We start from the raw sequence: 26150 nt of genomic DNA on the forward strand, positions 1-26150 counted from the left end.
TTATCCACAAGGGGTATAGGATAACTTGTGCACAACTTGTTCATAATGTGTGAATCTCTATGCGTGGACATGTGTATAACGTTAGTAAACTTATCCACATATTTATAAAACGCGAAAATTGTCGAAAGATTTCTTTAATTTACTTGATTTTTGATGATTGGGAATCCCAAAAAAAGAAGCCACTCTACGTAGAGTGGCTTCTTTTTTTGGATTCTTATTTGAAATTGTGTACTACATCGATAGGTGAGCTGTATGCTCTCATTTTGGGTAGTTCATCATAAGATGCACCTGCAGTATCACTTAGTAAGCCGCCGCCCAAGATTGTTACTAATAATAGTACTGATAAGATTTTTTTCATTATAAATCCTCCCATTTTTCAATTTTTCGATAAGTGTAACCGTATCTATTCGCTTCTTTATAACAAATAGATGATTGTTTATATTTTCTGTTGCTGAAATACCAATCGGCTAGTGCAATATAATACTTATGAACATGTTGATAATCTTGCAAACTTTTAAAGTGTTCAATGGCTTGTTCGGCAATCGTTTCGGATAAGCCTTGTTTGCTGTGAATGGATTTGTAAAATTTGAAGTGATGGTAATAAGAAGTCAGGTTTTCATCATTCAATTGTAAAAGAAGTGCAGTTCCTTTATCGCACCAAACAGAGACAAGGCTCTTGTTATTCATTTTTGAATACTCCACAACTAAGTTTAAAACAGAGATAAGTTTGCTTTGTTTATCTGTTTTATACTCAATGCTTTTATTGAAGTAATGAATGGCTTCTTCGGTCTTCTCTGTAATGCTATATAAAGAACCCAAGTTGTGATAAATGATCCCTTTGTGACCATGCAAATTGAATTCAATACATATTTGTTGCGCTTTTAAATAGCATTCCAAAGCTTCCTGAAATTGTTCGCTTTTTTTATGAGTAACGCCAATAAGAACATAACAATCGAGTACTCTTTTCATTTGAAAATTTTCTTTGAAAAAATCAAGCGCTTTTCGTATATATTCAATGGAAATAAAAACACGGTTATCAGCTGTGTAGGCAAGGCCTAACATATAGTTTAACTCTGCTTTTTCCCAATCTTCCAATGTAATCGTATTTACCGCTAAAATGACATCTTCAAAGTATTCAATGGCCTTTTTGCGGTTTTTTATCGCATAATAATAAAGTGCCTTATTTACTTTGAACAAATAAATTTGCATTGTGTTGAAGTTTGCGCTCGCTTTATCGAGGTCATCGATTTCTTTTTTGCGGACTTCTAAGTCTTCACCTAAAATAAGTTGGAACCTAAGTACAATGAGTAAGTATGTGTAGTAAAGGGAATCGTTTTCGAATAATGAACTTTGTTGGATTACGTACTCCAACTTTTGTTTAGTGAAGTTATCGTCTCTAGTTGTAATAACTGCTTTATAGTTTTCATTTAATAGTTTTAAGAACTCGATTTCGGTTTCTTGATCACTTTTCTGTAGCATGTCTATATCTATACCTAGTTTGTTGAATAATAAAGTAGTTACTTGTTCGCTCGGGCAAATTAAATTTCTTTCGATTTTGGATAGGTACGAAGGAGTACAGATCGCCTTAGCCAAAACGACTTGTTTCATCTCTTGTCGAATTCGTTCAGCCCTTATTAAATGCCCAACATTCATTATCGGATCCCTCTCTTTATATTATAGTACAAATTTACCATAATTCAAAATAATAATTGTGTGAAATAAATTATTGAAAACGTGAAAAAAGACGTATTTCAGAAAAAAATGTCCCAACTTAATTATCTTTTAAGGTTAACTATCCCGTGTTATGGTTAGTTTAATGATAGAAAGTATTTGTAATGATAAGTGGAATTGAATATATGTTAGAAGTGAAAGACGTTGTATATTGTAATGATCAAAAAGTATGGCTACTAAAGACTATCATAGGGTAATCATTAGAATTGAATGAATCCATTATACCATTATGTTGAAGGGAGTATGATGATTAGATGGCAACGACAAGTATACGGTATGAAGATGAACCAAAAGACATGGAAATAGTTAAGTTGAAAGAAGAACTAAAGGAATTTGTGATTAATATGAAATCGAGGGGTTTTTTATCCTCAGTAGTCTTTGAAGAATTGACGGACAAGTATGAAGGAACATATATTGATTAATGAAAAGATCCGCTAAAGGCGTCTACTCAGACCCCTTTGGCGGATTTTTTAATTTCTATTTAGTCTTAGAACAAAATTGTCCAAGGCCAGACAACCTCGTTATCGATTAGTTGAGTAAGGAAACCCCGGATTGAATGGCCGCCCGACCAACCGCTTCTGCAACTACTTCAGTAATTCGTTTGTCGAATGCATCGGGAATAATATAATCATCCCTTAGGTCTTCTTCTTTTATTAACGAAGCAATTGCGTAAGTTGCGGCAAGTTTCATCTGCTCATTAATATCCGTTGCTCGAACATCCAACGCGCCCCGGAAAATACCCGGGAATGCCAATACGTTATTGACTTGGTTTGGATAATCAGAACGTCCCGTAGCGATAATTCGTACCCCGAATTCTTTTGCTTCGTCGGGCATTAGTTCTGGCGTAGGATTTGCAAGTGCAAAAACAATCGGGTTTTCATTCATACAGTCGATTAATTCTTTTGTCAAAAGGTTGGCGACTGACACGCCAATAAAGACATCTGCACCGAGCATGGCATCTTCCAAGGCACCTTGTTCAAGTGATCGGTTTGTGATTTCAGCCATTTCATTTTTCACTGTGTTCATGCCTTCTTGACGACCTTTGTAAATGATTCCTTTTGAATCACACATGATAATGTGTTCAATGCCGATCACTTTTAGTAGTTTAACAATCGCAACACCCGCGGCACCCGCACCATTGACTACAACTTTTATGTCGCTAGTTTTTTTATCGACAACTTTGAGTGCGTTAAGTAAACCCGCGCCTACTACGATTGCGGTACCATGTTGGTCGTCATGGAAAACGGGAATATTGCATTCTTCTCTTAGTCTTTTTTCAATTTCAAAACATCTTGGAGCAGAAATGTCTTCTAAATTAATGCCGCCAAAAGTTGGGCTAATCGCTTTTACGATGTTAACAATCTCATCGACATCTTTCGTATCCAAGCAAATTGGAAAAGAATCAATGTTTGCAAACTTTTTAAGTAGCAACGCTTTCCCTTCCATTACAGGAAGTGCTGCTTCGGGTCCAATATCACCCAAACCTAATACAGCTGTTCCATCTGTAACAACAGCTACCAAGTTTCCCTTAATTGTATATTCGTATACGGCAGAAGGGGTCTTTTGAATTTCTAAACAGGGCTCCGCAACCCCAGGTGAATAGGCCAAGCTTAAATCTTTGCTATTTTCTAAAGGAACTTTAGAAACGATTTCCATCTTTCCTTTACGGGCTTGGTGCATTTGTAAAGCAGAACTAAGTGTTTTTACCATGAAAGATCCCCATCCCATCTTGATGTTGTTTTTTAGAGTATTCTAATTAATAGCACGAAAGACCAATAAATACAATGAAAATAAACTTTTTTATTGTAAACGGAGATTGAAAGGTGCCCAAAAAGAACATTAGAAAGTGCTTTCATCGTTGTGAAATAAAGATTCAAAGAAGTTTCTGTTCGTTGGGGAAAAATATTAGGCTATACGGGTTGAATTGAAGAATGTGACACCTAGTTGATTGTAGTGAAGGGCGTCCGCTCGCAACCGAAATCAACAGCTCGATAAAACTATCATCATTGGTCTTGCTATGCTTGACGGAAAATTAGAAAAACAGTTATGATGAAAAGTAGATTGTTCAAACGGGGAAGGCTGAAAGCTATGACGATTTCTTTGAATAAAGAGTGGAAAATGTATATAGCGATTGCATTTGCCGTTGTTGGTTTCCTAATTATGTCTATTGGATTACCAGATACGTTTTCCACTTCTGCAAAAATGATGACTGGGATTATTACATTTGGAATTATTTTATGGACATTTGAACCAATTCCAATAGGACTTACCGCACTAATTATCTTATTACTAATGCTTATATTTAATGTGGCTGATATGGCTATAATTTTTAGCGGTTTTTCTTCACCGGCTACGTATTTAATTGTTGCGGGTATGATGCTTGCAACAGCCGTAAACGAAACATCACTCATTAAGCGGATATCGTACAAAATAGTAAAGAAGTGGGGGAGTGATGCAAAAGGATTATTAGGGAGTATTATTGTTATTCAGCAAATACAAGCATTTTTTATCCCATCGACAGCTGTTCGATCGGCCCTTATGTTGCCAGTTTCTACGATGATTATCGAAACGGTAGATGCAAAGCAAGGTAGTAATTTGCGGAGAATGCTCATGCTAGGTGTGGCGTATGGTGGTGTGATTAGCGGTACAGCTGTTATGACCGCAGCGATTGGAAATATTTTAACCGTAGAACTGCTTAATCGTTTTTCGGGAATTAAAATAACGTATTTCCAATGGTTTTTCTATACGTTTCCTTTATGGCTTATTTTAATACCAACTATATGGATTTTGTTGTTGAAGATGTTTCCATTGCCAAAAGAGCATCAATCCTTTCCGATCATTGAAGCTGAAATGGCTGAAAGAATTGAAAAATTGGGACCGGTCAATCAGAAAGAAATCCGTTGTTTAGTCATTTTGATCGTCCTTGTTGGTTTATGGTTGACTGAGCCGCTTCACGGATTGCATCCTAGCGTTCCTGCTTTAATAGGTGTTGTCCTTATGACATTACCGAAAATCGGGGTTGCCTCTTGGGAAACCGTTGTGCAAATCAATTACAACACCGTTTTATTATTAAGCGTCACTTTATCGATGGGGTACACGTTTGTTGATTCGGGTGCAGCACATACCATTAGTGACTATTTGAGTGTGAATTGGTTTTTGGAATTAATTCAGAACCCGTTATTGGCGGTTATTGTTGTGATGTTGATTGCGCAAGTATTCCATAAAATGATATCGAACGTTTCGACGGCGGTTGTGACGCTAGTTCCAATCATAATTAGTGTCTCCGTCAATGCCGGAATCGATCCGCTTGCTGTTGGATTTGTGACGGGGTTAACTTGTTTGTTTGGTTATGTATTAGTCGTAGAATCCATGCCCAACTTGCTGGTGCATAGTACAGGAATGATTTCGCAAAAAGATTTTTTAAAACCTGGTTTGTATGCAACCTTCCTAACGATTCTTGCAACGATACTTGTTGCGACTACGTGGTGGAAATGGATTGGATTGATTTAATTTTATCAGCGCGTAAATAAAAAGTCCTCTTCAGCTTTAAAGCTGAAGAGGACTTTCTGACATTACTGAAATAAGTTAATAGTCGTAATGATAATCGGTATTGCAAAGACGTCAATCAAGAACGCGCCAACGATTGGAACGATAAGGAAAGCTTTTGTTGACGGTCCAAATCTTTCTGTGACGGCTGCCATATTGGCCATTGCGTTAGGTGTAGCTCCAAGTCCGTGTCCCGTGAAACCGGCGACCATAACCGCAGCATCATAATCTTTTCCAAGTAAGCGGAAAAGGACAAATATACCGAAAAGGACGATGAATACAACTTGTACAAAGACGATTACAAGTAATGGCAAAGCTAAGTCTGCAACTTCCCAAAGTTTGATACTCATTAGTGCCATCGATAAGAAAATGCCTAAAGTCACATCGCTCACTAATCCGATGCTTTTCATATCAACAATTTTTGGATTGAATTTATCGATAATGTTCCGAACAATAACCGCAAGGAACATCGCACCAACATAACCCGGAAGGACAAAGCCTGTTGCAGTAGAGAACAATTCACCTAAGTACGTTCCAAGTGCCATACAAAATGTAATAATTACAAGTTGCGTGAAAAATGTATCTGTATGGATTGGCTTTTCGTTTTCATCTAGAGTGAAATGCGAACCAACGGCTGTTTCCGAGGGTTTTAAATCGTGTTTTGAAATGAGGTGTTTGACAATCGGGCCACCAACAAGTCCGCCTGCAACAAGGCCGAATGTTGCTGCCGCAACACCGATTGAAAGTGCGGAATTGATACCTAACTCTTCAACTGTTTGACCGAATGCAGTTGCCGCACCGTGTCCGCCTTCCATTGATACGGCACCAGCCATCATCCCGATTAGTGGATGTAGATCGAATAAGTAAGCCATGGAAACACCAATCGTAGTTTGGGCAAGCGCTAAAAATCCGCAAGCGAGCCAGTAAACGACAAGTAGTTTACCGCCAAGTTTGATCAATTTAAAACTAGCGCCTAATCCAATTGTTGTGAAAAATGTAAGCATAAATAAACTTTGTAATGATGTATCAAGCGTAATGTGCAACCAGCCCAGTGATTTGAACAACGTTGCAAACAAGGCAAACAATAATCCGCCGACAACTGGAGCTGGGATGCAGAATTTCTTTAAAAACCCAACCCTTCTCGTTAAGACCATCCCTAAAACTAACAGTGCAATGGCTAGGAAAATGGTGGTGACTTGGTTAAGTTCTAGTGACATTTATGTTCCTCCCTAAAAATGAAGTAATGGCTTCGTTTGTTAAATAAGCGCCAAGTTTTACGGTGCGGTTATTTTCGTCTAACACAGGGTTTACTTCCGATATATCGAAAGAAAGTGTTTTCTTATGGGATGTGACGGTTTGAATAATCGAGCGCACAATTGCGGGATCCAATCCAAAGGGCGATGGGGCACTGACACCGGGTGCAAAAGCCGCGTTTAACACGTCTGTACATAATGTAAGCATGACAAAATCATGTTGGTCAATGAACTTTTCAAGTATCGTGTCGGTATTTCCAACCGCCATCGCTTCTTCGTAAATGTATGTTACGCCGAATTTGTCCGCTTTGTCGAAAAGCTCTTGCGTGTTGCCATAGCGCTGGATTCCGAGAACAAGATAATCCGTGCGCTCATCATTTTCAAGTATTTGTCTGAACATTGTTCCAGAAGAAGTCTGTTCTTCATAAGACCGAATATCAAAATGTGCATCAATATTAATAATGCCAAGGCTTGCATCTTCACCAATATATTTTCGTACGCCAGAATAATGTCCGTAAGCGGTTTCATGACCGCCGCCAAGAATAATCGGGGTTGTTGCTTTCGATAGTACGTTGAAAATTGTTTCGCCTAGTTCTTGCTGGGCTTTTTCAAGTTCGTTTCCTTGGCATGTAATATTTCCTAAATCGACAATTTGTTTTTCTATAGGAAACTTCCAAGGTAGCTTGGCAAGCTCTTTACGCAGTTCGTTTGGGGCGGTTGCGGCACCGAGTAATCCTTTGTTTCGGCGTACTCCTTCGTCCGATTCAAATCCAATAAGTGCACAAGTTTCATTGGACCCGGACAAGTTATCGACTGTTGCAGGCTCAATTACTTGGTGATACCGGAAACTAGCTCTATTTGTAAGGTGGTCTGTTCTTCCAGACCATATATTTTTAAAACTATTTTTCATAACTAAAACCTTCCTTTCTACATAACTTATTTGAAGTATATAGGAGTATATTTATAATTTCTAATATATAATTACTATTAAGTAATAGCTTGAACTTATAAGTGACGAAGGGAGGCTTATTATGGACTTAAAACAACTAAGTTATTTTGTGAATGTCGTTGATCAGATGAGTTTTTCGAAAGCGGCGCAAAAATTGCATATTTCCCAACCTTCGCTTAGCAATGCGATTAAAAGTTTGGAGAATGAGTTAGGATTTAAACTGCTTGAACGAACGACAAGAAATATTAGACTTACGGATGCGGGAAACGTTTTGTATGATCGAGCGCTTCATCTTTTGTTAGAAATGGATATTGTGGAAAAAGAAATGAAAGAAGTGAAGCTTGTAGGAAGTGGGGAGCTTCAAATTGGTATGATTGAATCGGTGAAGCACTGGATTCCAAAAGTAATTCACCGCTACGAGAACGAGTTTCCGAATATGCACATTACATTTACAGAAGTATTAGCAAGGGATGCCGTCAAAAAGTCGTTAAGGACGTATGCAACGCATTTCATTATTACAAATCAGCCAATCGACGAAGAAGATATCGAAACCATTCCTTTATACGAGGAAAACCTTGTTCTCGTCCTTCACGAAAGTCATCCACTCGTGAATAATGAATCAATCTTATTGAAAGCATTGGAGAATGAACAGTTCATCATTAGCAGTGAAGGGTTCCAAACGAGGGAAGATATACTGAGGGCATTTGAATTAGAAAAGGTGGAGCCGACCATTAAATTTGAAATTGAACGTTTCGAAACTGCCTTGAGTTTAGTCCAGGAAAACTTAGGTATTGCTTTGATGCCAGAAAACTATTTACAAGGTCGCCAAAACATGCAAGTTGTAAGTAAGATCATCGACTCTACGGCGCTAACGAGGACTGTCTATTTAACGCATATGAAAAACAGATATGTGTCCCCGGCCACGCAAGCGTTTATAGATGAAACCAAAAGTTTCTTTGGGAAGAGCCAATAGCCTTCGTTATCCAGTGGAAAATTATACAAATAAGCAAAACGGGAAAAAGTGACATACAATTGTTGATATACTATTCGGGTAACTATCTCAATATAATGGAGGAGAATTTGAATGATTATTAAAGAAATAACGATTCGGAAAATGAAAATGATGATGAAAAACCCATTTACGACGAGCTTTGGTACGTTTCAAGAAAAAGGCTTTCTTTTATTAGAGGTAAAAGATGAGCTTGGGAACACGGGGTGGGGAGAATCGGTTGCGTTTGAAGCGCCTTGGTATAGTGAGGAAACAACACAAACGAATTTACACATGATCCAAGACTTTTTAATCCCCCTTGTGTTAGAAAGAGAAATAGGGCACCCCGACGAAGTAAGTGAGTTATTCGGTGCGATTCGGAAAAATAATATGGCGAAATCGACTGTTGAAGGAGCCATTTGGGATTTATATGCGAAACGAAACAAAATGACGCTTGCCAAAGCATTAGGCGGCGAATTAAACCAAATCGAAGTCGGAATTAGTATTGGCATCGAAGAAAATGTAGCAGACTTAGTCGAAGTTGTTCGAGGCTTTGTGGAAGAAGGGTATAAGCGTATCAAAGTGAAAATTAAACCGGGCGCGGACATTGAAGTGTTGCGCGAACTAAGAAAGAACTTTCCAGATGTACCATTAATGGCAGACGCTAATTCAGCGTACACGCTGGATGATGTGGAGCTTCTTAAGCAGTTCGATGAATTCAATTTAACGATGATTGAACAACCGCTTGCATCGGACGATATTATCGATCATGCAAAATTACAAAAAGAACTTTCAACGCCGATTTGTTTAGATGAAAGCATTCATTCGCTCGAAGATACGAGAAAAGCGATTGAACTTGGTAGTAGTAAAATTATTAATATTAAAATTGGACGAGTTGGTGGATTGACGGAAGCGAAAAAGATTCACGACTTTTGTATGGAACGTAATATACCGGTTTGGTGTGGGGGTATGTTGGAGTCGGGAATTGGACGTGCGCACAACATCGCATTAACGACGCTTCCAAATTTCATTTTACCAGGAGATACAGCCGGGTCTTCACGTTATTGGGAGGAAGATATTATTTCACCCGAAGTCGTCGTCGAAAATGGTTATATTACCGTGCCGACCGATTACGGGATTGGATATGTTCCGAATCTTGAAGTGATGGCCAAGTACACTGTAGAAACAATGAATTATAAGGCGTAATCGCGACAAGGCAAAGCAGGGGTTACTGAAAATTATCTTTATTATCTTGAAAAGGCGTGAGTGCTGTTAAAATTGGGCTAATTGGTATCGGTACAATTGGGATGTTTTTATTGGAAACATTCAATAAGAATCAGTTATTACCCGGATACCGAGTTGAGTCGGTGTACGACAGTAGGGAAAAGTCGGTTGAAACTTTGCAACAACTCTCGACGACATATGCGTTGTCATCTTTTACTAAACTGGAATCTTTTTTGGAGTCAGATGTAGATATTATAATTGAGTGTGCAGGCATTCAAGTAGTTACACAATATGCAACCCGCATAGTTACTAAAAAAGATTTATTAATTACGAGTGTTGGGGCGTTAGTCGACATAGAATTGTATAACGAGTTAAGGACAACTTCTGCGTTAAATAATCGAAAAGTGTATTTACCGTCGGGAGCGATAGGTGGACTAGACATAATAAAAGCAGCAAAAGTGGCTGGCGGATTGGATGAAGTAGCTTTAGTGACACGAAAACCGCTCGCGGCATTATTAAACGAATCATTAACGAGAGAAACGATTTTGTTTGAAGGCACTGCAAAAGAAGCCATCGAACGTTATCCAAAAAATATGAATGTAGCCATCACTTTATCTTTAGCAGGTATTGGGGTGGAGAAAACAAAAGTGAAGATTATTGCCGATCCTTCTGTTGAAAAAAACATTCACAGCATTAGGGCGCGCGGTGCCTTTGGGGAAATGGAAATGAAAATCGAAAATAACCCATCGCCATCGAACCCACAAACGAGTTATTTAACCGCTTTAAGCATTTTGTCTTCTTTAAAATCTTTAAACGAAGAAATATGCATCGGTTGAAATTTAAAAAGAGTAGTTCCGTCATTTAACCGGAAAGGGGCATCAGATTGAAATGGAGAAGTTACTCAGATCTATTAAAGTAGTGCTAGGTCTACCTCAAGCCGATGTTGAAATTATTCATACGCTCGGTGGAATGACGAATATTAATTATCTTGTAGCGATAAACGATGAACGTTATATTGTGCGGGTACCTGGGAATGGAACGGGAAGTTTTATTAAGCGAAAAGAAGAGGAAGAAAATTTGAAGCTTACTGCCGCATTGGGCATTAACCCGAAACATATCTATTTCAATGTGGAAAGTGGTTTGAAAATAACAAAGGAAATTAGCGATGCAAATACATTAACGCCACAAACCGCAAACGTTTCGGAAACAATGCAAATGGTGGCAAGTGTGTTTACAAAGCTTCACAGTTCCCCAATTCCAATGAATAATCGATTTGACCTTTTCTCCTTAATCAAGCGTTTCGAAATGCTTGTTTTACAGGAGCATGTTCAAAAATTTCAAGGATACGAAGAAGTGAAAAAAGCGGTTGTAGCGCTGAAAGTCTATTATGAATCATTAGTCGTAGAGGAATGCCCAAGCCATATTGATCCATCGTATACGAACTTTATTTTAAAGGGCACCGAAGATTTGTATTTGATCGACTGGGAGTACAGTGGAATGTTTGATCCTTTGTGGGATCTTGCTGCCTATTCGATGGAGTCCGGTTTTTCAGAATCGGAAGAAGAACAGTTTTTTTCGTTTTACTTTAAAAGGCCTTTATCTCAAGTAGAATCTGAACGAGTTCTTATGCATAAGATCTTTCAAGATTATCTTTGGAGTTTGTGGACGATGTTTAAAGAAGCAAAAGGTGATGACTTTGGAATCTATGGACAAAAGCGTTTTGAACGTGCGAAAAAGAATCTAAAAGTATTTGAAGAAACCTTTCGGGGTGGGAATGTTTTGTGAATAAATGGAAAAACCTTTAGTGCACACAGATGCATTAAAGGTTTTTTTGTGGGTTCCTATCGAGCCAGGATGGTTACATCGCTTTGAATTAGAGTGATTTAATAAAAATTTTAAAAATATTAATGAATTTACAACTATTGATTTATCAATGATGAAAGCGGATACAGTAAAGTGTAAGATTCTAAATTGATTAACAATTTCGGTAAAGCGGTTGACTCTTACGCTTTTCCGCGATATGATAACATCAATCCTAATCAGTTAGTGATGGATTTCACAAACTTACTAACTAAACTTAAATTTAAAAACTAAATATAACTAAAACAATGATGAGGAAAAAGTAAATAGATATTTGTATTCACAGAGAGTCGGTCATGCTGGAAGCCGACAGTACAACTATTTGCGACATCACCTCGGAGTGGACTACTGAAAAGGAAACTGATTATGTAGTCTCGAGCGAAGAACTTCTTTGCTCGTTACAACCGAATAGACACTGTCTATTCACGAGGTAGCATTTTGCTACGAACAAGGGTGGTACCATGAATTAGCTTTTTCATCCCTATGCAAAGAAAGAAATTTCTTTGCGTGGGGTGAAAAGGCTTTTTTTATGGAAAAATTATAAAGGAGGAGTTTGTCGATGAATGCTGAAGTTCAAACGAAGCAAGTACACACGGAATCGATGAAAGACAATGAGCAAGTTAAAGAAATACAAGATGGGTCAGCAGTACTCATTCAGGCGCTGAAGGACCAAGGTGTTGAAATTATTTTCGGCTATCCAGGCGGCGCTGTACTACCAATTTATGATGCGTTATATAAAAACCCGATATCCCACATACTTGCTCGTCACGAACAAGGCGCCATTCATGCAGCTGAAGGGTATGCACGTGTTTCTGGCAAGACTGGCGTAGTCATTGCCACTTCCGGACCAGGTGCAACGAATTTAGTAACAGGCATTACGGACGCGATGATGGACTCCTTACCGTTAGTCGTCTTTACGGGTCAAGTTGCGAAAGCAGTTATTGGAACAGACGCGTTTCAAGAAGCCGATATTATCGGAATTACTCAACCAATAACAAAACATAACTATCAAGTGAACGATATAAAAGATCTTCCGAGAATTATTAACGAAGCGTTTCATATCGCTTCCACGGGTCGACCAGGTCCGGTTGTAGTCGATATTCCAAAAAATATTGCGACCGAGATATTCGAAGCTCCTTCAATTAAGAATGACGAAGTAAATTTACCGGGTTACCAGCCAACGACAACGCCAAACTTTTTACAAATACAAAAAGCAGGTAAGGCAATCGCAGCCGCAAAAAAACCGCTTATCCTTGCAGGTGCAGGAGTTCTTCATGCACAAGCGATGGACCAGTTAAAAGAACTCGTTGAAACACACCGCATTCCTATAACGAATACGCTTCTTGGTTTAGGCAGTATTCACGGTGAACATGAATTGTTCCTAGGAATGGCAGGTATGCATGGAACGTACGCATCGAATATTGCAATTAGTGAATGTGATTTGTTACTCAATATCGGTGCACGCTTCGATGACCGCCTGACAGGTAATTTGGATATGTTTGCACCGCATGCGAAAGTCATTCATATCGATATTGATCCTGCTGAAATAGGGAAAAACGTTCATACGGAAATCCCGATTGTTGCAGATGCGAAAGAAGCATTAAAAGAATTACTAAAACAAGAATTTGAATCGCCAAAAGCGGATGAATGGATTACCCATTTGAAAGCAGCTGTTGAAAATTATCCGCTATGGTACGAAACAGAAAACAAACCAAGATTGCTACCACAACAAGCAATTGAAATGATTCACAGGATCACGGAAGGAAATGCAATTGTTACAACGGACGTTGGGCAGCACCAAATGTGGACGGCGCAATATTACAGGTTCAATAATCCGAATAATTGGGTAACCTCTGGAGGCCTCGGTACAATGGGCTTCGGATTCCCGGCAGCTATTGGTGCACAACTCGCCAGACCAGAAGCGAAAGTTGTTTCGATTGTTGGCGACGCTGGATTCCAAATGACATTACAAGAATTATCGTTACTTCAAGAACACCGAATGCCTGTTAAAATCGTAATTCTGAATAATGAATCTCTCGGTATGGTACGCCAATGGCAAGAAACATTTTACGAAAAACGGTACTCGCAATCATTAGTACCTGTCCAACCGGACTTTGTGAAGTTAGCCGAAGCGTATGACATTAAAGGATATAAAATCGAAACACCTGATCAGGCAGAAGCGATATTCAAAGAAGCGTTGCTTTCAGATGAACCCGTTCTTATCGACTGCCGAGTAGATCAACAAGAAAATGTATATCCGATGGTTGTACCAGGTACCGGTTTACATGAAATGATAGGGGTGAGCCGCAAATGAAACGAGTCATTACCGTAACGGTAATTAATCAAAGTGGAGTGTTAAACCGGGTGACGGGCTTGCTCATGAAAAGACAATTCAATATTGAAAGCATTACGGTCGGTCACACAGAAAAAGCGGGAATGTCCAAAATGACATTCGTCGTAAATGTTGAAGATGAGCAGAAAGTTGAACAACTTACTAAACAACTCCAAAAGCAAATCGATGTCATTAAAGTCAATGACATTACCGACAAGGCAATCGTTATGCGGGAGCTTGCTTTAGTGAAAGTCATTTCACCACCGCATCTGCGGAGTGAAATGAATAGCATCATTGAACCATTTAGGGCGACCGTCATTGATACGGCTAAAAATGTCATTACGTATCAAGTGACTGGAAACCCTGAAAAGATCGAAGCGTTTATAGATTTGCTACGACCTTATGGCATTAAAGATTTAACTCGAACAGGTGCCACCGCATTTGTCCGAGAGACACAAAAGCCACAGTCAACACAGCTTTCCATATTACAATAAAAAACAAACTATTAGGGGGAAATTAAAATGGCTAAAATGTATTATAACAATGATATCAACGAGGAAGTTCTACAAGACAAGAAGATTGCAGTAATCGGATACGGTTCACAAGGTCACGCACATGCACAAAACTTGAAAGACTCAGGCTTTGACGTTGTTGTTGGAGTTCGCGAAGGAAAATCATTTGACGCAGCTAAAGAAGATGGCATGAATGTAGCAACAGTAAAAGAAGCTGCTGAACAAGCGGATCTGATTATGGTTCTTCTACCCGATGAAAGACAAAAACAAGTCTATGACGAAGAAATCGAGCCTGCACTAAAAGAAGGAAAATCACTTGTCTTTGCACATGGATTTAACGTTCACTTTGATGAAATTAAACCACCAGCAAACGTTGACGTTTTCCTAGTTGCACCTAAAGGACCTGGTCATTTAGTTCGTAGAACATATGAAGCAGGCGCAGGCGTACCGGCACTATTTGCTGTTTATCAAGATGCGTCAGGAAAAGCGCAAGAAACTGCACTTGCCTATGCAAAAGGAATTGGTTCAGCGCGTGCCGGCGTTCTTGAAACGTCATTTAAAGAAGAAACTGAAACGGATCTATTTGGAGAACAAGCAGTTCTTTGTGGTGGTACAACTGCACTCGTAAAAGCAGGATTTGAAATTCTTGTTGAAGCAGGATACCAACCAGAACTTGCATACTTTGAAACGCTACATGAACTAAAACTAATTGTTGACCTAATGTACGAAGGTGGACTTTCAGGAATGCGTTACTCGATTTCTGATACAGCACAGTGGGGCGACTATGTTGCAGGCGACCGTATTATCGATGCAGACACGAAAGATCGTATGAGAGCTCTTCTTTCTGAAATTCAATCAGGTGAGTTTGCAAGAGGATGGATCCAAGAGAACAAAGATAACCGTCCGAAATTTAACGCAATTACAGAAAAAGAAGAAAAACATCAAATCGAGGAAGTTGGTAAAAAGCTTCGCGAAATGATGCCGTTTGTAAATGAATCAGTCAAAGCGAAAGAAGTGGTGGCTAGTGCGAAAGATTGACATATTTGACACAACTTTAAGAGATGGAGAACAAGCCGCGGGCATTAACTTAAATACCGCGGAAAAGATTGAAATTGCACGTCAGTTAGAAAAACTAGGGGTAACGATTATTGAAGCAGGATTTCCTGCTTCATCCCCCGGTGATTTCGAAGCTGTACAGCGCATTGCGAATACAGTGAAGGGCTCAACGGTAACGGGTCTTGCACGAGCTATGAAAAGCGATATAGATCGTACTTGGGAAGCGTTGCGTCAGGCTGCACAACCACATATCCACGTGTTTTTAGCGACATCACCGATTCATATGGAACATAAGTTAATGAAGACACCCGATCAAGTTGTTGAAATTGCAGTGGAAGCTGTGAAATACGCGAAGAAAAAGTTTTCACTCGTTCAATGGTCTGCTGAAGATGCATTTCGTTCAGATCCGGAGTTCCTAGTCAGAATTATTAATCAAGTTATTCAAGCAGGTGCTACTACTATTAACGTGCCAGATACGGTTGGTTACGCAACACCCGCTGAATACGGTGCACTTTTCAAGTATTTGAAAGAAAATGTTACTGGAATTGATAAAGTGAAGCTTTCTGCACATTGCCACGATGATTTAGGGATGGCGACAGCGAACACGATTGCGGCGATTGAAAACGGTGCGGACCAAGTCGAAGGTACGATTAACGGTCTTGGTGAACGTGCAGGAAACGTTGCGCTGGAAGAAATTGCGGTTGCACTTCATATTCGTAAAGATGTGTACGGCTTCGAAACAGGCTTAAACTTACAAGAAATCAAGCGTACAAGTCAGCTTGTTAGTCAGTTAACAGGTGTTGTTATTCAGCCTAACAAAGCAATTGTCGGGAAAAATGCATTTGCTCACGAATCAGGTATTCACCAAGATGGTATGTTGAAAAATCCAGAGACCTACGAAATTATCACACCAGCTTTAATTGGTGCGGCGGTAGAGCCTTTAGCTCTTGGTAAACATTCGGGCAGGCATGCATTCAGTGACCGGGCAATTACGATGGGCTTCGAATTAAGCGACGAAAAACTGAACGCGGCATTTGTTGAATTTAAAAAATTGGCAGACCGTAAAAAAGAGATTACAGAAGATGATTTGTATGTTTTGTTTACGAATCAGCAAATTCAATATAAAGATTCGCCAGTTTACAAATTGACGAATGTTCAAATTCAATATGAAACAGAAGATGCGCCAACTGCAACGGTTACTGCTGTTCTACCAAGTGGAGAAAGTGTAACCGTATCAGAGACAGGGGCGGGGTCTGTTGAAGCAATCTTTAACACATTAGAAAAGCTTGTTAAAGGTAAAGTTCATATTCTTGATTATCGTGTTACATCAATCAGTAAAGGTCGAGATGCGCTTGCAGAAGCAGTTGTCAATCTAAGCATTGATGATCAAGTAATAACTGGACGCGACACAGCGCAGGACGTTCTAGAAGCATCAGCAAAAGCGTATTTAAATGCGATTAATAGACAACTAGTCAATGAATATGTACAAGAGAAAGAAGTAATTAATGATTGATTAAATTAGAAAATATAAGGAGGAGGACTCATTATGGGAAAAAGAGTAGCAGTTCTACCAGGTGATGGTGTTGGTCCAGAAGTAACGGCGGCGGCAGTAAAGGTACTTCAAGTAATCGCAAGAAGGTTTAAACATGAATTTCACATTACACATGGCTTAATTGGTGGCGACGCGATTGATCAAACAGGCAAGCCTTTACCAGATGAGACAGTCGCTCTTTGTGAAGCAAGTGATGCAGTTCTTCTCGGTGCAGTTGGTGGCCCGAAATGGGAGCATACCCCTTCAGAATTACGCCCAGAAAAAGGATTACTAGCGATACGAAAGCACTTTGATTTGTTCGCTAATCTTCGGCCGGTGAAAGCTGTGCCATCGTTACTCCACGCATCTCCTCTTAAAGAAGAAGTTGCAAAAGATGTAGATATGCTCATCGTTAGGGAATTAACGGGCGGTTTATATTTCGGAGAACCAAGCCGTCGAACAGAAAATTCAGCTGTCGATACACTTGTTTACACGCGAGACGAAATTACACGAATCGTTGAAAAAGGATTTGAACTTGCTCGTCTACGCAGAGGGAAAGTAACTTCAGTCGATAAAGAAAACGTACTCCAATCAAGTAAATTGTGGAGAGAAATCGTTGAAGAAAAGAAGAAAGCATATCCAGATGTTGAAGTGGAACATATGCTAGTCGATTCAGCGGCGATGAAAATCATTACAAATCCAGGCGCATTTGACGTTATGATTACGGAAAATATGTTTGGTGACATTTTAAGTGATGAAGCATCGGTCATTACAGGTTCAATGGGTGTGCTTCCATCTGCAAGTATTCGTTCAGACGGGTTTGGTTTATACGAACCAATTCACGGCTCTGCACCTGATATTGCAGGTCAAGGAAAAGCAAACCCAGCGGCGGCGATTTTGTCAGTTGCGATGATGCTACAGTATTCATTTGGAATGACGAAAGAAGCTTGTGTAATTGAAGAAGCAGTAAATGCTGTATTCGAAAACGGCTTTTTCACAGCTGACTTAGCCGGACCCGAAGACAGGGCTTTATCAACAAAAGAGTGGACAAATAAAGTAATAGATGAACTTGATCTTCAGTCCGTTTCGGATTGTATCATGTTTACGTACGCTTGAAGAAAGGAGAAGTAGTAATGGCTAAAACGATTATTGAAAAGATTTGGGATCAGCATGTAGTTTACGAAGAAAAAGGGAAGCCGGATTTGCTCTATATAGATCTTCATTTATTGCATGAAGTCACTTCTCCTCAGGCATTTGAGGGGCTTAGACTAGCCAATCGAACGGTTCGACGTCCAGATTTATGTTTTGCGACGATGGACCATAACGTTCCAACGAGAAATCGGGATGCAATTAAAGATCCAATTGCGCAAAAACAAATCTCTACTTTACAAAAAAACTGTGATGAGTTTGGTGTTCCGCTTGCGAATATGGATCATCCAGACCAAGGAATTGTCCATATTATCGGACCGGAACTTGGACTTACTCAGCCTGGTAAAACAATTGTTTGTGGAGACAGTCATACGTCTACACATGGCGCTTTCGGAGCGATTGCTTTTGGTATTGGTACAAGTGAGGTTGAGCACGTATTGTCGACACAAACACTTTGGCAAGCAAAGCCGAAAACGATGGAAGTTCGAATTACTGGCGAACTAGGTTACGGCGTAACTGCAAAAGACTTAATATTAGCGGTCATTGCTAAATTTGGTATTGACGTAGGAAATGGTCATATTATGGAATATACAGGTGAAGCGATTCGTAGTCTTACGATGGAAGAACGAATGACTGTTTGTAATATGTCCATTGAAGCGGGTGCAAAAGCCGGGTTAATAAGCCCAGATGAAACGACGATTGAGTATTTAAGAGGTCGTAGACACGTTCCAGAAGGTGAAGATTTTGAAAAAGAGGCAGCCCAGTGGTTGGCTCTTGCGACTGACGAAGATGCGACGTATGATACGGTCGTTGAGTTGGATACGAGCGAAATCGAACCGTTTGTTACGTGGGGAACGAATCCATCAATGGGTTCAGGCATTACAAAAAATGTTCCATACTCATCTGATTTTGAATCGGAGTCTGACAAAGAATCCTTGAAAAATGCACTAGAATATATGGGTCTTGAAGAAGGAATGCCGTTATCATCAATCGACATTCAACATGTTTTCATTGGATCATGTACGAATGCGCGGTTAAGTGACCTAGAAGCGGCGGCGAAAATTGTCAAAGGTCTTAAAGTACATCCATCTGTCACGGCGATTGTCGTTCCAGGTTCCCGAACAGTTAAACAACAAGCCGAAGATGCCGGATTGGATCAAGTCTTCTTGGACGCTGGGTTTGAGTGGAGGGAATCAGGCTGTAGTATGTGTCTAGCAATGAACGATGACGTTGTACCTGCAGGTGAAAGATGTGCTTCGACATCGAACCGAAACTTTGAAGGACGCCAAGGCGCAGGAGCTCGCACGCACTTAGTAAGTCCAACGATGGCAGCAGCAGCGGCTATTGCAGGTCATTTCGTTGATGTAAGAGTGGAAAACTTTACGACTGTTTAACTTCATTTAGTGAGGGGGAAATCCTAGCTAAATAAAATGGAGCTGTTGAATGCCTTTAGAGAGGGATGATTTCTTGGAACCGATTAATAAAGTAGAAAGTGTTATTACGCCACTGAATCGTGTCAACGTCGACACGGACCAAATTATTTCAAAAGAATTTCTAAAGCGTATTGAGCGAACAGGATTCGGGAAGTATTTGTTTTATCACTGGCGGTTTAATGCGGACGGCACTAAAATTGAAGATTTTGTTATGAATGATAGCCGTTTTGACAACTCGAAGATTTTAGTGGCGCATGAAAATTTTGGCTGCGGTTCTTCTCGAGAACACGCACCTTGGTCCATATTGGACTACGGATTTAACGTTGTAATTGCGCCAAGCTATGCAGATATCTTTTATAGTAACTGTATGAAAAATGGATTGCTTCCTATCGCATTAGAAGTTTCTGAAGTGGAAGAACTTCTGGCGAAAGGTCAAAAGGATCCGTATTCGATTCAAGTCAATTTGGAAGAGCAAACAGTGACTGGGCAAGACGGGAAGTCGTACTCGTTTGAAATAGACCCGTATTATAAAAAAATGTTGCTAAATGGTTGGGATGAGATTGAGTTAACTTTCCAACATGAAGACCATATAGCTGCTTATGAAGAAAAGCAAAAACAACAACAGCTGGCATAATTGCATAGCTAAAAAATAGGGAGATGTTGCCGTTGGAAATTATCATCTAGAAAGTCTATTAGATGCATTTGAAAGGCTAGCAGATATTGTTCATAGAACACCTTGTAAAGAGTCTGCGACATTCAATGAATGGGTGAATGCCGAAGTTTACTTAAAGTTAGAAAACTTACAGAAAACAGGTTCGTTTAAAATACGTGGTGCTTTTAATAAAATTTCACAGCTAAGTGAAGAAGAATGCAAAAAAGGATTAATTGCTGCGTCTGCTGGGAATCATGCACAAGGCGTTGCGTTGGCGGGTAGGAAACGAGGTATTCCCGTTACGATATATATGCCGAAAACAACTCCGGAAGCGAAAGTAAGTGCTACCCGTAAATACGGTGCAACAGTAAAACTGGCTGGTCAGAATTTTGACGAAGCGTATGTCGCCGCGCGAGCTGAACAGCTAGCGACGGGGGCAAGCTTCATTCATCCGTTTGATGATCGCGCGGTAATTGAAGGGCAAGCGACAGTCGCTATGGAGATGCTACAACAACGTCCGGAAATGGATACGATTGTTGTCCCGGCAGGTGGCGGTGGCTTACTTGCCGGCACGGCGCTAGCCGTAAAAAGCATCCGTCCAAATGTAAAGGTAATTGGTGTTCAAGCATCCAATTCGCCTGCCATAGTTTCTTCTTTCCATGGTGTGAAAAACAAATCTGTTTCTTTCTTACCAACGATAGCTGAAGGAATTTGTGTCAAAGAACCAGGCAAGTTAACGATGGATATTATTCATAATTATGTGGATGATATGTTAACTGTTTCGGAACAAGAAATCTCTTCGGCAATTCTTTTTATGCTCGAACGCGAAAAAATGCTCGTAGAAGGGGCAGCAGCCGCGGCAATTGCAGCTGTGCTAAGTAACAAACTACCTGCTCCAATGAACAAAGTCGGTATCATCGTCAGCGGGGGCAACTTTGACGTTGGAAATCTAGGAAACTGTATTCGAGTAAGTACAGATACGGTGCAAAACTTTTAAAAACACCCATTGAATGTCAATTGACATTCAATGGGTGTTTTTGCGTTCTTTGGAATGAAGGCGGGGGAGGTTCTTTTGGAAAGGGCTGACATTTCGGATGATTGAGCGGACATCGGGAGAAAGGGCTGACATTCCGCGTGAAAGAGTGGAGAAAAATCGGAAAAGGGGTGACAATCCGGGCGATTGAGCGGACATCGGGAGAAAGGGCTGACAATCCGCGTGAAAGAGTGGAGATAAATCGGAAAAGAGTTGACAATCCGGGCAATTGAGTGGAGATCGGGAAAAGGCGCTGACATTCCGCGTGAAAGAGTGGAGATAAATCGGAAAAGGGGTGACAATCGGTGTGATTGAGCGGACATCGGGAGAAAGGGCTGACATTCCGCATGAAAGAGTGGAGATAAATCGGAAAAGAGCTGACAATCCGGATGATTAAGTGGACATCCAACGAATAACGAGTTTTTTGCAATTTATTCAACTAAATTGTCGAACTTTACGTATTCTTAACCTTCCTTGAATAGAGTAGAAGGAAATAGAATGGCGGAGGTGCGGGTAGATGAAAAAAGTCTTAATGATTATATCGATATTGCTAGCGGGGTTGCTAGTAACGGGATGTGTTTCAATACCTTTAGGTGATGCGGGAACATTGGAGATCGCAAAGGATGGTGTCAACGTTGCACCCGGCGATGAAGAAGAATTAGACGCAAATCCAGATGTCAAAGAAATCATTGAAGAAGACGAACCAGTCGAGGAAGATCCAGTCAGTGAAGATGATGTTTCCAGTGAAGAAAATGCTGTTGAAGACGATGAAATAGATAAAGAAGACGCACCTGGAAAAGAAAAAGATGAAAAGAAGTCCCAAGTTGTAGCGGATACGACTAGTTGTGATGAGCTGATAGAAGACCCTAAGGGAAATGACAGATTGGTGAAGGCTTTGGCAAAACTAGCACCGCCGAGTTTTCCGTTGTCTGAGTGTACGTTAATGGGTGTGACGAAAGAAAGTTATAGTAATACCTATAAAGCTACTGTTATAGAATCCGATTTTAAAGTAGAGGGTTATTGGGCAGATGTTTATGACTTATACGTCGAATACATGGAAGAAATGGGATTTTCACCACTGACGAAGAGTGAAGATGCAAAAGATCAGTCTGCGCGGGTAAGCGGAAAAACCGTCGATTACGACTTATCTTTGCATTTTAAACAACGGAATGCAGACGATGAAACGGAATTGGTTCAGATAACTTTTGTTCTTTATCATTATGACACGCCTCAAGATAAAAAGTAATATTGGAGGTGGAATAAATGAAGAAGATAGCATTTATGTCGATATTTTCAGTAATTCTATTATTATCGGGATGTGTTTCGATTCCATTAACCGACGGGGGAAGCATTGAAATCTCAGCGGATGGCGTTACCATTAGTCCGGCAGAAGAAGATACAGAAACTGAGGATGTGACGGAAGTTGTAGTTGAAGATGAAACGCCCTCGACTATAGAAGAGAAAGATCCAACAGAAGAAGAGAACGCTCCAGAAAAGAGTGAAGTGGTGAATGAGGTTGATGTAGAAGTAAAGGAACAAGAACAAGAAAATACCATCGAACCGGATGAAGTAGAAGGTTTAGGTGGTTGTGCCAATGAATTTTATTTGCTTGAAAACCGCTTGCCAAAAGGATTTCCAATTCCGCCTTGTACGTATATACGCCACTTGGAGATTTTAGAAGATGACGAAGAGAATGAGCGTATCATAATAGCAAATTATGATACGCCGGGATCTATTGAGGAAGAAACTGAAGTCTATAAAACATTTTTTGAGGATGCGGGGTATTCATTCACTGTAAATTCACAGACAGAAAAAAAGAGTGAACTTGCGATATCTGGAAAAGGAATTGAAATGACAATGAATAGCTCCCAAACAGAAGAAGACACGATTACAATGCAAATAGCATATAATGAAACGCCGATTCAACAATACGAAATTACTAAATCCATTATTAATCATACGGGAAATGGATATGGAAAGTGTTCCGATGAATTTTATACCGCATTGGGCATATTAACCGATGATTTTCCTTTACCCGAATGTGCTAAAATCAAGTTTCTACAAATTAAAAATCATGATTCTGCAATACAGGCTGTTGTAATATACGAAGTAAATCGATACTGGACTGAGGAATTTGATGTCTATGAAAACTATATAAAAGATAATAATTTTTTAGTTATTAAAAATGAAGGAATCGCAACGTATGGTGAATTAGAATTTGAAAAAGGCGATATTTTGGTTAGTCTCACGAATACGAAAATGGGAATGGAGAAAACAGAGACTCATATAAATATTACGGAAAATATTGATGAATAACGATTAACTTCGCCCCTTACTCCAAAAGAAGAAGGGGCTTTTCGTCAACAAAAGCTGTAATTATTACCAATTAATAAATTCTATTGTACAATTAATTTAATGGTGGAATATTCAGTCAAATAAATTAAAATATTTGAATTCATATAGTAATTAAGAAAATAGATGCTTGTAAGCATAAATAATAGTTAAATATTGGAGGGAGCGGGATGGCGAATGAAAGAATTTTGGTCGTAGATGATGAGGTCGGAATACGCGAATTGATTCGACTTTACTTGAAGAAAAAGAAATATAGCGTTCTAGGTGCGGCAAACGGAAAACAGGCGATTGAAATCGTTCGCAATGAACAAATTGACCTCATTCTGCTCGACATTGAAATGCCTGGAATGACAGGTTTTGATGTGTGTAAAAGAATTCGGGAGTTTTCCAGTATACCTATCCTTTTTATAAGTTGTAAAAAAGAATTAGCGGATCGTATAGAAGGAATCGAAATTGGTGCGGATGATTATATAACAAAACCATTTGACTTTCACGAGCTTAAGGCACGTATTGAAGCAATTTTTAGGCGGAACAAATGGCTGGAAAGGGACGCTACTGATCTAGTAACTTCTGTCTTAAAATTTGACGATATACAAATTGATTTGCATCGATGCGAGCTTATTGTCCGTGGAGAAAAAGTCGTACTTTCAAACAAGGAGTTCCAACTTCTAGTGTTGATGGCGAAAGAACCGAATCGCATATGGCCCGCCGAACAATTGTATGACCAAATATGGGGGTATTATTCGGAAGGAAGTCCTCAAACAGTAAAGGTGCATATTAGTAATTTGCGACGTAAGTTGGAACTCAATCCCGCAGATCCGAAGTATATTCAAACTGCTCGTGGATTCGGATATCGATTTGCATTAGCCAAATAGATTAATTCATAAAACTTAACGTTATCTTAACCTCTCTATTTTATTATTAAACTAAACAAAGAGTACAGGAGGAAATATGCATGACAAATAATAATCAACATTCGGAAAAAAAACAAGCGGAACATGTTGAGCAAACAATCTTCAAAGAGGAGGAATCTTCACTCATGCTAGAAAAGCAACCAACGATTTCAGGATTAGATGAAAATCTTGCGGCTCTACTCTGTTATATCTTTTCAATCGTCACAGGGGTTGTTTTTCTCGTTATTGAAAAAGAAAATAAGTTCATTCGATTTCATGCGTTGCAGGCAATATTCTTGTTCATTTTCGTCTTTGGATTGGGAATTATCTTAGGGTATATTCCGCTAATTGGTTGGCTTATCTCACTCTTGATTTCACCTATTATATTTTTCTTATCCGTTTTCCTTATGTATCAGGCATACCAAGGAAAAATGTTCAAATTGCCAATCATCGGAGATATGGCGGAAAAACATTCGACGCCTAAGTAAGGGTGCTTCCATTTATTTTTTGTGCAGACTTAACAGGGGAGATTGGACTTCGTCTCTCCTAACTAGGCCTTCCATTTTTCTTGAAAAATTGAAAGGAGATACTTTGTATGACTACAATGCAATTGGTTAAGCGTACTTTGCCGTTTTTGTTTGCACGTATGATGATTTATGGACTATTTGCCGCTGCGGCTTTAGTGTTTTTAGGCATTATGATTGCGATAGGGTTTCTATTGTTAAAGTTATTTGGTGAAGCTTCCGGGGTCTTTCTTATTGTTATGCTAATCACTTTTGGAGTTATTTACGGTGGGTTGAAATTCCTTGAGCGATATGTCATGTATATGGTGAAAGTAGGGCATATATCTGTCGTCGTCAAACTTTTGAAAAATGGATCAATACCAGAAGGGAAAGGCCAGATTGCTTACGGAAAAGATCAGGTGAAGAAAAACTTTGGCTCGGCAAACGTTGCGTTTGTAGTAGACAAAGCAATTCATGGTGCGGTCAGACAAATTCAACGTTGGATACTTCGTGTCGGAGAGTTTTTCAATTTTGTCCCAGGAGCAAAAAATATTATTGGCATCTTAAATACGGTCATGTCCGTTAGTTTAAATTATATCGATGAGGCTGTAGTGAGTTATATTATTTTAAGGAAAAATGAAGAACGTGAAGAAACAGTTTGGAAGTCAGCGTCTGATGGGGTCGTTTTATACGCGCAAAGCTGGAAGGGTATTATTAAAACCGCGGCTGGTGCTGTCGTCTTTATTTACGCATTTTGTATTATCTCATTTATGGTATTTGCATTACCGCTTATGGGAATCGGTAAACTGATGTCGAAAAATTCGCCTGAACTAGGATTTTTTCTAGGGGCTATAGCGGTTATTGGCGCCTATGTACTGACGGTCGCGTTAAAACGCGCGCTAATAGATCCAATTGTAACCATTGCGATGATTCGTTCCTATCAAATGAGCATCGAAGGACTTGAACCGGCAATGGATTTGCAGCAACAACTAGTAGGCGTTTCTGGTAAGTTTAAAAGCTTATTTGCTAAAGGCGAACAGGCGGGGCCTGAATCAGCTTCCGCCGTAAAAATAGCAACCTAAAAAGATGCACTTTTTATGAGTGAATAGATAGATAGTCCTTCCGTGAATTGTTGCGGAAGGGCTACTTTTAT

25 protein-coding genes and 1 other annotated feature are annotated in these 26150 nt (G+C 39.6%); of the genes, 20 read left to right on the top strand and 5 right to left on the bottom strand.

Going from position 1 to position 26150, the window contains the following annotated elements; translation table 11 throughout:
* Nucleotides 1-214: 214 nt before the first annotated feature.
* Together KSU66_RS02705 and KSU66_RS02710 are read right to left on the bottom strand one after the other, a co-directional pair.
* A complete protein-coding gene (locus KSU66_RS02705; RefSeq protein ID WP_269049882.1) occupies nucleotides 215-358 on the bottom strand; it encodes a hypothetical protein in 144 nt (47 codons plus the stop codon).
* A complete protein-coding gene (locus tag KSU66_RS02710) occupies nucleotides 358-1653 on the bottom strand; it encodes a tetratricopeptide repeat protein (protein ID WP_269049883.1) in 1296 nt (431 codons plus the stop codon). Before KSU66_RS02710 ends, KSU66_RS02705 begins: the two co-directional genes overlap by 1 nt.
* Nucleotides 1654-1985: 332 nt before the next feature.
* On the opposite strand from KSU66_RS02710, the gene KSU66_RS02715 reads away from it, so the two are divergent.
* Complete coding sequence (locus tag KSU66_RS02715) at nucleotides 1986-2153, top strand: hypothetical protein (protein WP_269049884.1); 168 nt, start codon at nucleotides 1986-1988, stop codon at nucleotides 2151-2153.
* A 106-nt stretch (nucleotides 2154-2259) separates the two neighbouring features.
* On the opposite strand, the gene KSU66_RS02720 is transcribed toward KSU66_RS02715, so the two are convergent.
* A complete protein-coding gene (locus KSU66_RS02720) occupies nucleotides 2260-3441 on the bottom strand; it encodes an NAD(P)-dependent malic enzyme (RefSeq protein WP_269049885.1) in 1182 nt (393 codons plus the stop codon).
* Between the two features lie 378 nt (nucleotides 3442-3819).
* Here KSU66_RS02720 and KSU66_RS02725 point away from each other — a divergent pair, with 378 nt between their 5' ends.
* Nucleotides 3820-5241, top strand: coding sequence for an SLC13 family permease (locus KSU66_RS02725; protein WP_269049886.1), 1422 nt, complete (start codon nucleotides 3820-3822; stop codon nucleotides 5239-5241).
* A 62-nt stretch (nucleotides 5242-5303) separates the two neighbouring features.
* Here KSU66_RS02725 and gltS read toward each other — a convergent pair whose 3' ends face one another.
* Together gltS and hutG are read right to left on the bottom strand one after the other, a co-directional pair.
* Nucleotides 5304-6494: a sodium/glutamate symporter gene (gene gltS, locus KSU66_RS02730; RefSeq protein WP_269049887.1), complete on the bottom strand. Its 1191-nt coding sequence runs from the start codon at nucleotides 6492-6494 to the stop codon at nucleotides 5304-5306.
* Complete coding sequence (gene hutG / locus KSU66_RS02735; protein ID WP_269049888.1) at nucleotides 6478-7440, bottom strand: formimidoylglutamase; 963 nt, start codon at nucleotides 7438-7440, stop codon at nucleotides 6478-6480. The genes gltS and hutG overlap by 17 nt, the downstream gene beginning before the upstream one ends.
* Before the next feature lie 121 nt (nucleotides 7441-7561).
* Between hutG and KSU66_RS02740 the strand changes: the two genes are divergently transcribed.
* From KSU66_RS02740 to KSU66_RS02825, 18 genes are all read left to right on the top strand, one after another.
* Entirely contained in the window at nucleotides 7562-8452 is an 891-nt protein-coding gene (locus KSU66_RS02740; RefSeq protein WP_269049889.1) for a LysR family transcriptional regulator, read from the top strand.
* 111 nt (nucleotides 8453-8563) lie between these two features.
* A complete protein-coding gene (gene menC / locus KSU66_RS02745; protein ID WP_269049890.1) occupies nucleotides 8564-9673 on the top strand; it encodes an o-succinylbenzoate synthase in 1110 nt (369 codons plus the stop codon).
* 56 nt (nucleotides 9674-9729) lie between these two features.
* Nucleotides 9730-10527, top strand: a complete 798-nt coding sequence (gene nadX, locus KSU66_RS02750) for an aspartate dehydrogenase (RefSeq protein ID WP_269049891.1) — start codon at nucleotides 9730-9732, stop codon at nucleotides 10525-10527.
* Nucleotides 10528-10579: 52 nt separating this feature from the next.
* Nucleotides 10580-11476: a choline/ethanolamine kinase family protein gene (locus tag KSU66_RS02755; RefSeq protein WP_269049892.1), complete on the top strand. Its 897-nt coding sequence runs from the start codon at nucleotides 10580-10582 to the stop codon at nucleotides 11474-11476.
* A gap of 314 nt (nucleotides 11477-11790) precedes the next feature.
* Nucleotides 11791-12037 (top strand) — a binding site (T-box leader).
* Between the two features lie 115 nt (nucleotides 12038-12152).
* On the top strand, nucleotides 12153-13865 hold the full coding sequence (ilvB, locus tag KSU66_RS02760) for an acetolactate synthase large subunit (RefSeq protein ID WP_269050157.1): 1713 nt from the start codon (nucleotides 12153-12155) through the stop codon (nucleotides 13863-13865).
* Nucleotides 13862-14377, top strand: a complete 516-nt coding sequence (gene ilvN, locus KSU66_RS02765; RefSeq protein WP_269049893.1) for an acetolactate synthase small subunit — start codon at nucleotides 13862-13864, stop codon at nucleotides 14375-14377. The genes ilvB and ilvN overlap by 4 nt, the downstream gene beginning before the upstream one ends.
* A 27-nt stretch (nucleotides 14378-14404) precedes the next feature.
* A complete protein-coding gene (gene ilvC / locus KSU66_RS02770; protein ID WP_269049894.1) occupies nucleotides 14405-15433 on the top strand; it encodes a ketol-acid reductoisomerase in 1029 nt (342 codons plus the stop codon).
* On the top strand, nucleotides 15420-16964 hold the full coding sequence (locus tag KSU66_RS02775) for a 2-isopropylmalate synthase (RefSeq protein ID WP_269049895.1): 1545 nt from the start codon (nucleotides 15420-15422) through the stop codon (nucleotides 16962-16964). Before ilvC ends, KSU66_RS02775 begins: the two co-directional genes overlap by 14 nt.
* A gap of 33 nt (nucleotides 16965-16997) precedes the next feature.
* A complete protein-coding gene (gene leuB, locus KSU66_RS02780) occupies nucleotides 16998-18098 on the top strand; it encodes a 3-isopropylmalate dehydrogenase (RefSeq protein WP_269049896.1) in 1101 nt (366 codons plus the stop codon).
* A 17-nt stretch (nucleotides 18099-18115) separates the two neighbouring features.
* Complete coding sequence (gene leuC / locus KSU66_RS02785; protein ID WP_269049897.1) at nucleotides 18116-19525, top strand: 3-isopropylmalate dehydratase large subunit; 1410 nt, start codon at nucleotides 18116-18118, stop codon at nucleotides 19523-19525.
* A gap of 73 nt (nucleotides 19526-19598) precedes the next feature.
* Complete coding sequence (leuD, locus tag KSU66_RS02790; RefSeq protein ID WP_269050158.1) at nucleotides 19599-20198, top strand: 3-isopropylmalate dehydratase small subunit; 600 nt, start codon at nucleotides 19599-19601, stop codon at nucleotides 20196-20198.
* An 85-nt stretch (nucleotides 20199-20283) separates the two neighbouring features.
* A complete protein-coding gene (gene ilvA / locus KSU66_RS02795) occupies nucleotides 20284-21213 on the top strand; it encodes a threonine ammonia-lyase (protein ID WP_269050159.1) in 930 nt (309 codons plus the stop codon).
* 101 nt (nucleotides 21214-21314) lie between these two features.
* The gene (locus KSU66_RS02800) at nucleotides 21315-21482 is read left to right on the top strand and encodes a hypothetical protein (RefSeq protein WP_269049898.1); all 168 of its coding nucleotides are present in this window, start codon (nucleotides 21315-21317) and stop codon (nucleotides 21480-21482) included.
* 284 nt (nucleotides 21483-21766) lie between these two features.
* A complete protein-coding gene (locus KSU66_RS02805) occupies nucleotides 21767-22495 on the top strand; it encodes a hypothetical protein (RefSeq protein WP_269049899.1) in 729 nt (242 codons plus the stop codon).
* Nucleotides 22496-22512: 17 nt separating this feature from the next.
* A complete protein-coding gene (locus tag KSU66_RS02810) occupies nucleotides 22513-23565 on the top strand; it encodes a hypothetical protein (RefSeq protein ID WP_269049900.1) in 1053 nt (350 codons plus the stop codon).
* 206 nt (nucleotides 23566-23771) lie between these two features.
* Nucleotides 23772-24476: a response regulator transcription factor gene (locus tag KSU66_RS02815; protein ID WP_269049901.1), complete on the top strand. Its 705-nt coding sequence runs from the start codon at nucleotides 23772-23774 to the stop codon at nucleotides 24474-24476.
* Between the two features lie 80 nt (nucleotides 24477-24556).
* Nucleotides 24557-24982 (top strand): DUF4870 domain-containing protein, encoded by a 426-nt coding sequence (locus KSU66_RS02820; protein WP_269049902.1) that lies wholly within the window; start codon nucleotides 24557-24559, stop codon nucleotides 24980-24982.
* 107 nt (nucleotides 24983-25089) lie between these two features.
* Nucleotides 25090-26079 carry a hypothetical protein gene (locus KSU66_RS02825; RefSeq protein WP_269049903.1) on the top strand — a complete coding sequence of 330 codons (990 nt, stop codon included), beginning with the start codon at nucleotides 25090-25092 and terminating at the stop codon, nucleotides 26077-26079.
* Nucleotides 26080-26150: the final 71 nt, after the last annotated feature.

This window comes from Sporosarcina sp. G11-34 (genome assembly GCF_026931025.1).

Bases quoted from the DNA above. Each gene is read 5' to 3' on its own strand.
- KSU66_RS02705 (WP_269049882.1), bottom strand. From the start codon at position 358: ATGAAAAAAATCTTATCAGTACTATTATTAGTAACAATCTTGGGCGGC.
- KSU66_RS02710 (WP_269049883.1), bottom strand. From the start codon at position 1,653: ATGAATGTTGGGCATTTAATAAGGGCTGAACGAATTCGACAAGAGATG.
- KSU66_RS02715 (WP_269049884.1), top strand. From the start codon at position 1,986: ATGGCAACGACAAGTATACGGTATGAAGATGAACCAAAAGACATGGAA.
- KSU66_RS02720 (WP_269049885.1), bottom strand. From the start codon at position 3,441: ATGGTAAAAACACTTAGTTCTGCTTTACAAATGCACCAAGCCCGTAAA.
- KSU66_RS02725 (WP_269049886.1), top strand. From the start codon at position 3,820: ATGACGATTTCTTTGAATAAAGAGTGGAAAATGTATATAGCGATTGCA.
- gltS (WP_269049887.1), bottom strand. From the start codon at position 6,494: ATGTCACTAGAACTTAACCAAGTCACCACCATTTTCCTAGCCATTGCA.
- hutG (WP_269049888.1), bottom strand. From the start codon at position 7,440: ATGAAAAATAGTTTTAAAAATATATGGTCTGGAAGAACAGACCACCTT.
- KSU66_RS02740 (WP_269049889.1), top strand. From the start codon at position 7,562: ATGGACTTAAAACAACTAAGTTATTTTGTGAATGTCGTTGATCAGATG.
- menC (WP_269049890.1), top strand. From the start codon at position 8,564: ATGATTATTAAAGAAATAACGATTCGGAAAATGAAAATGATGATGAAA.
- KSU66_RS02755 (WP_269049892.1), top strand. From the start codon at position 10,580: ATGGAGAAGTTACTCAGATCTATTAAAGTAGTGCTAGGTCTACCTCAA.
- ilvB (WP_269050157.1), top strand. From the start codon at position 12,153: ATGAAAGACAATGAGCAAGTTAAAGAAATACAAGATGGGTCAGCAGTA.
- ilvN (WP_269049893.1), top strand. From the start codon at position 13,862: ATGAAACGAGTCATTACCGTAACGGTAATTAATCAAAGTGGAGTGTTA.
- ilvC (WP_269049894.1), top strand. From the start codon at position 14,405: ATGGCTAAAATGTATTATAACAATGATATCAACGAGGAAGTTCTACAA.
- leuB (WP_269049896.1), top strand. From the start codon at position 16,998: ATGGGAAAAAGAGTAGCAGTTCTACCAGGTGATGGTGTTGGTCCAGAA.
- leuC (WP_269049897.1), top strand. From the start codon at position 18,116: ATGGCTAAAACGATTATTGAAAAGATTTGGGATCAGCATGTAGTTTAC.
- KSU66_RS02805 (WP_269049899.1), top strand. From the start codon at position 21,767: ATGAAAAAAGTCTTAATGATTATATCGATATTGCTAGCGGGGTTGCTA.
- KSU66_RS02810 (WP_269049900.1), top strand. From the start codon at position 22,513: ATGAAGAAGATAGCATTTATGTCGATATTTTCAGTAATTCTATTATTA.
- KSU66_RS02815 (WP_269049901.1), top strand. From the start codon at position 23,772: ATGGCGAATGAAAGAATTTTGGTCGTAGATGATGAGGTCGGAATACGC.
- KSU66_RS02820 (WP_269049902.1), top strand. From the start codon at position 24,557: ATGACAAATAATAATCAACATTCGGAAAAAAAACAAGCGGAACATGTT.
- KSU66_RS02825 (WP_269049903.1), top strand. From the start codon at position 25,090: ATGACTACAATGCAATTGGTTAAGCGTACTTTGCCGTTTTTGTTTGCA.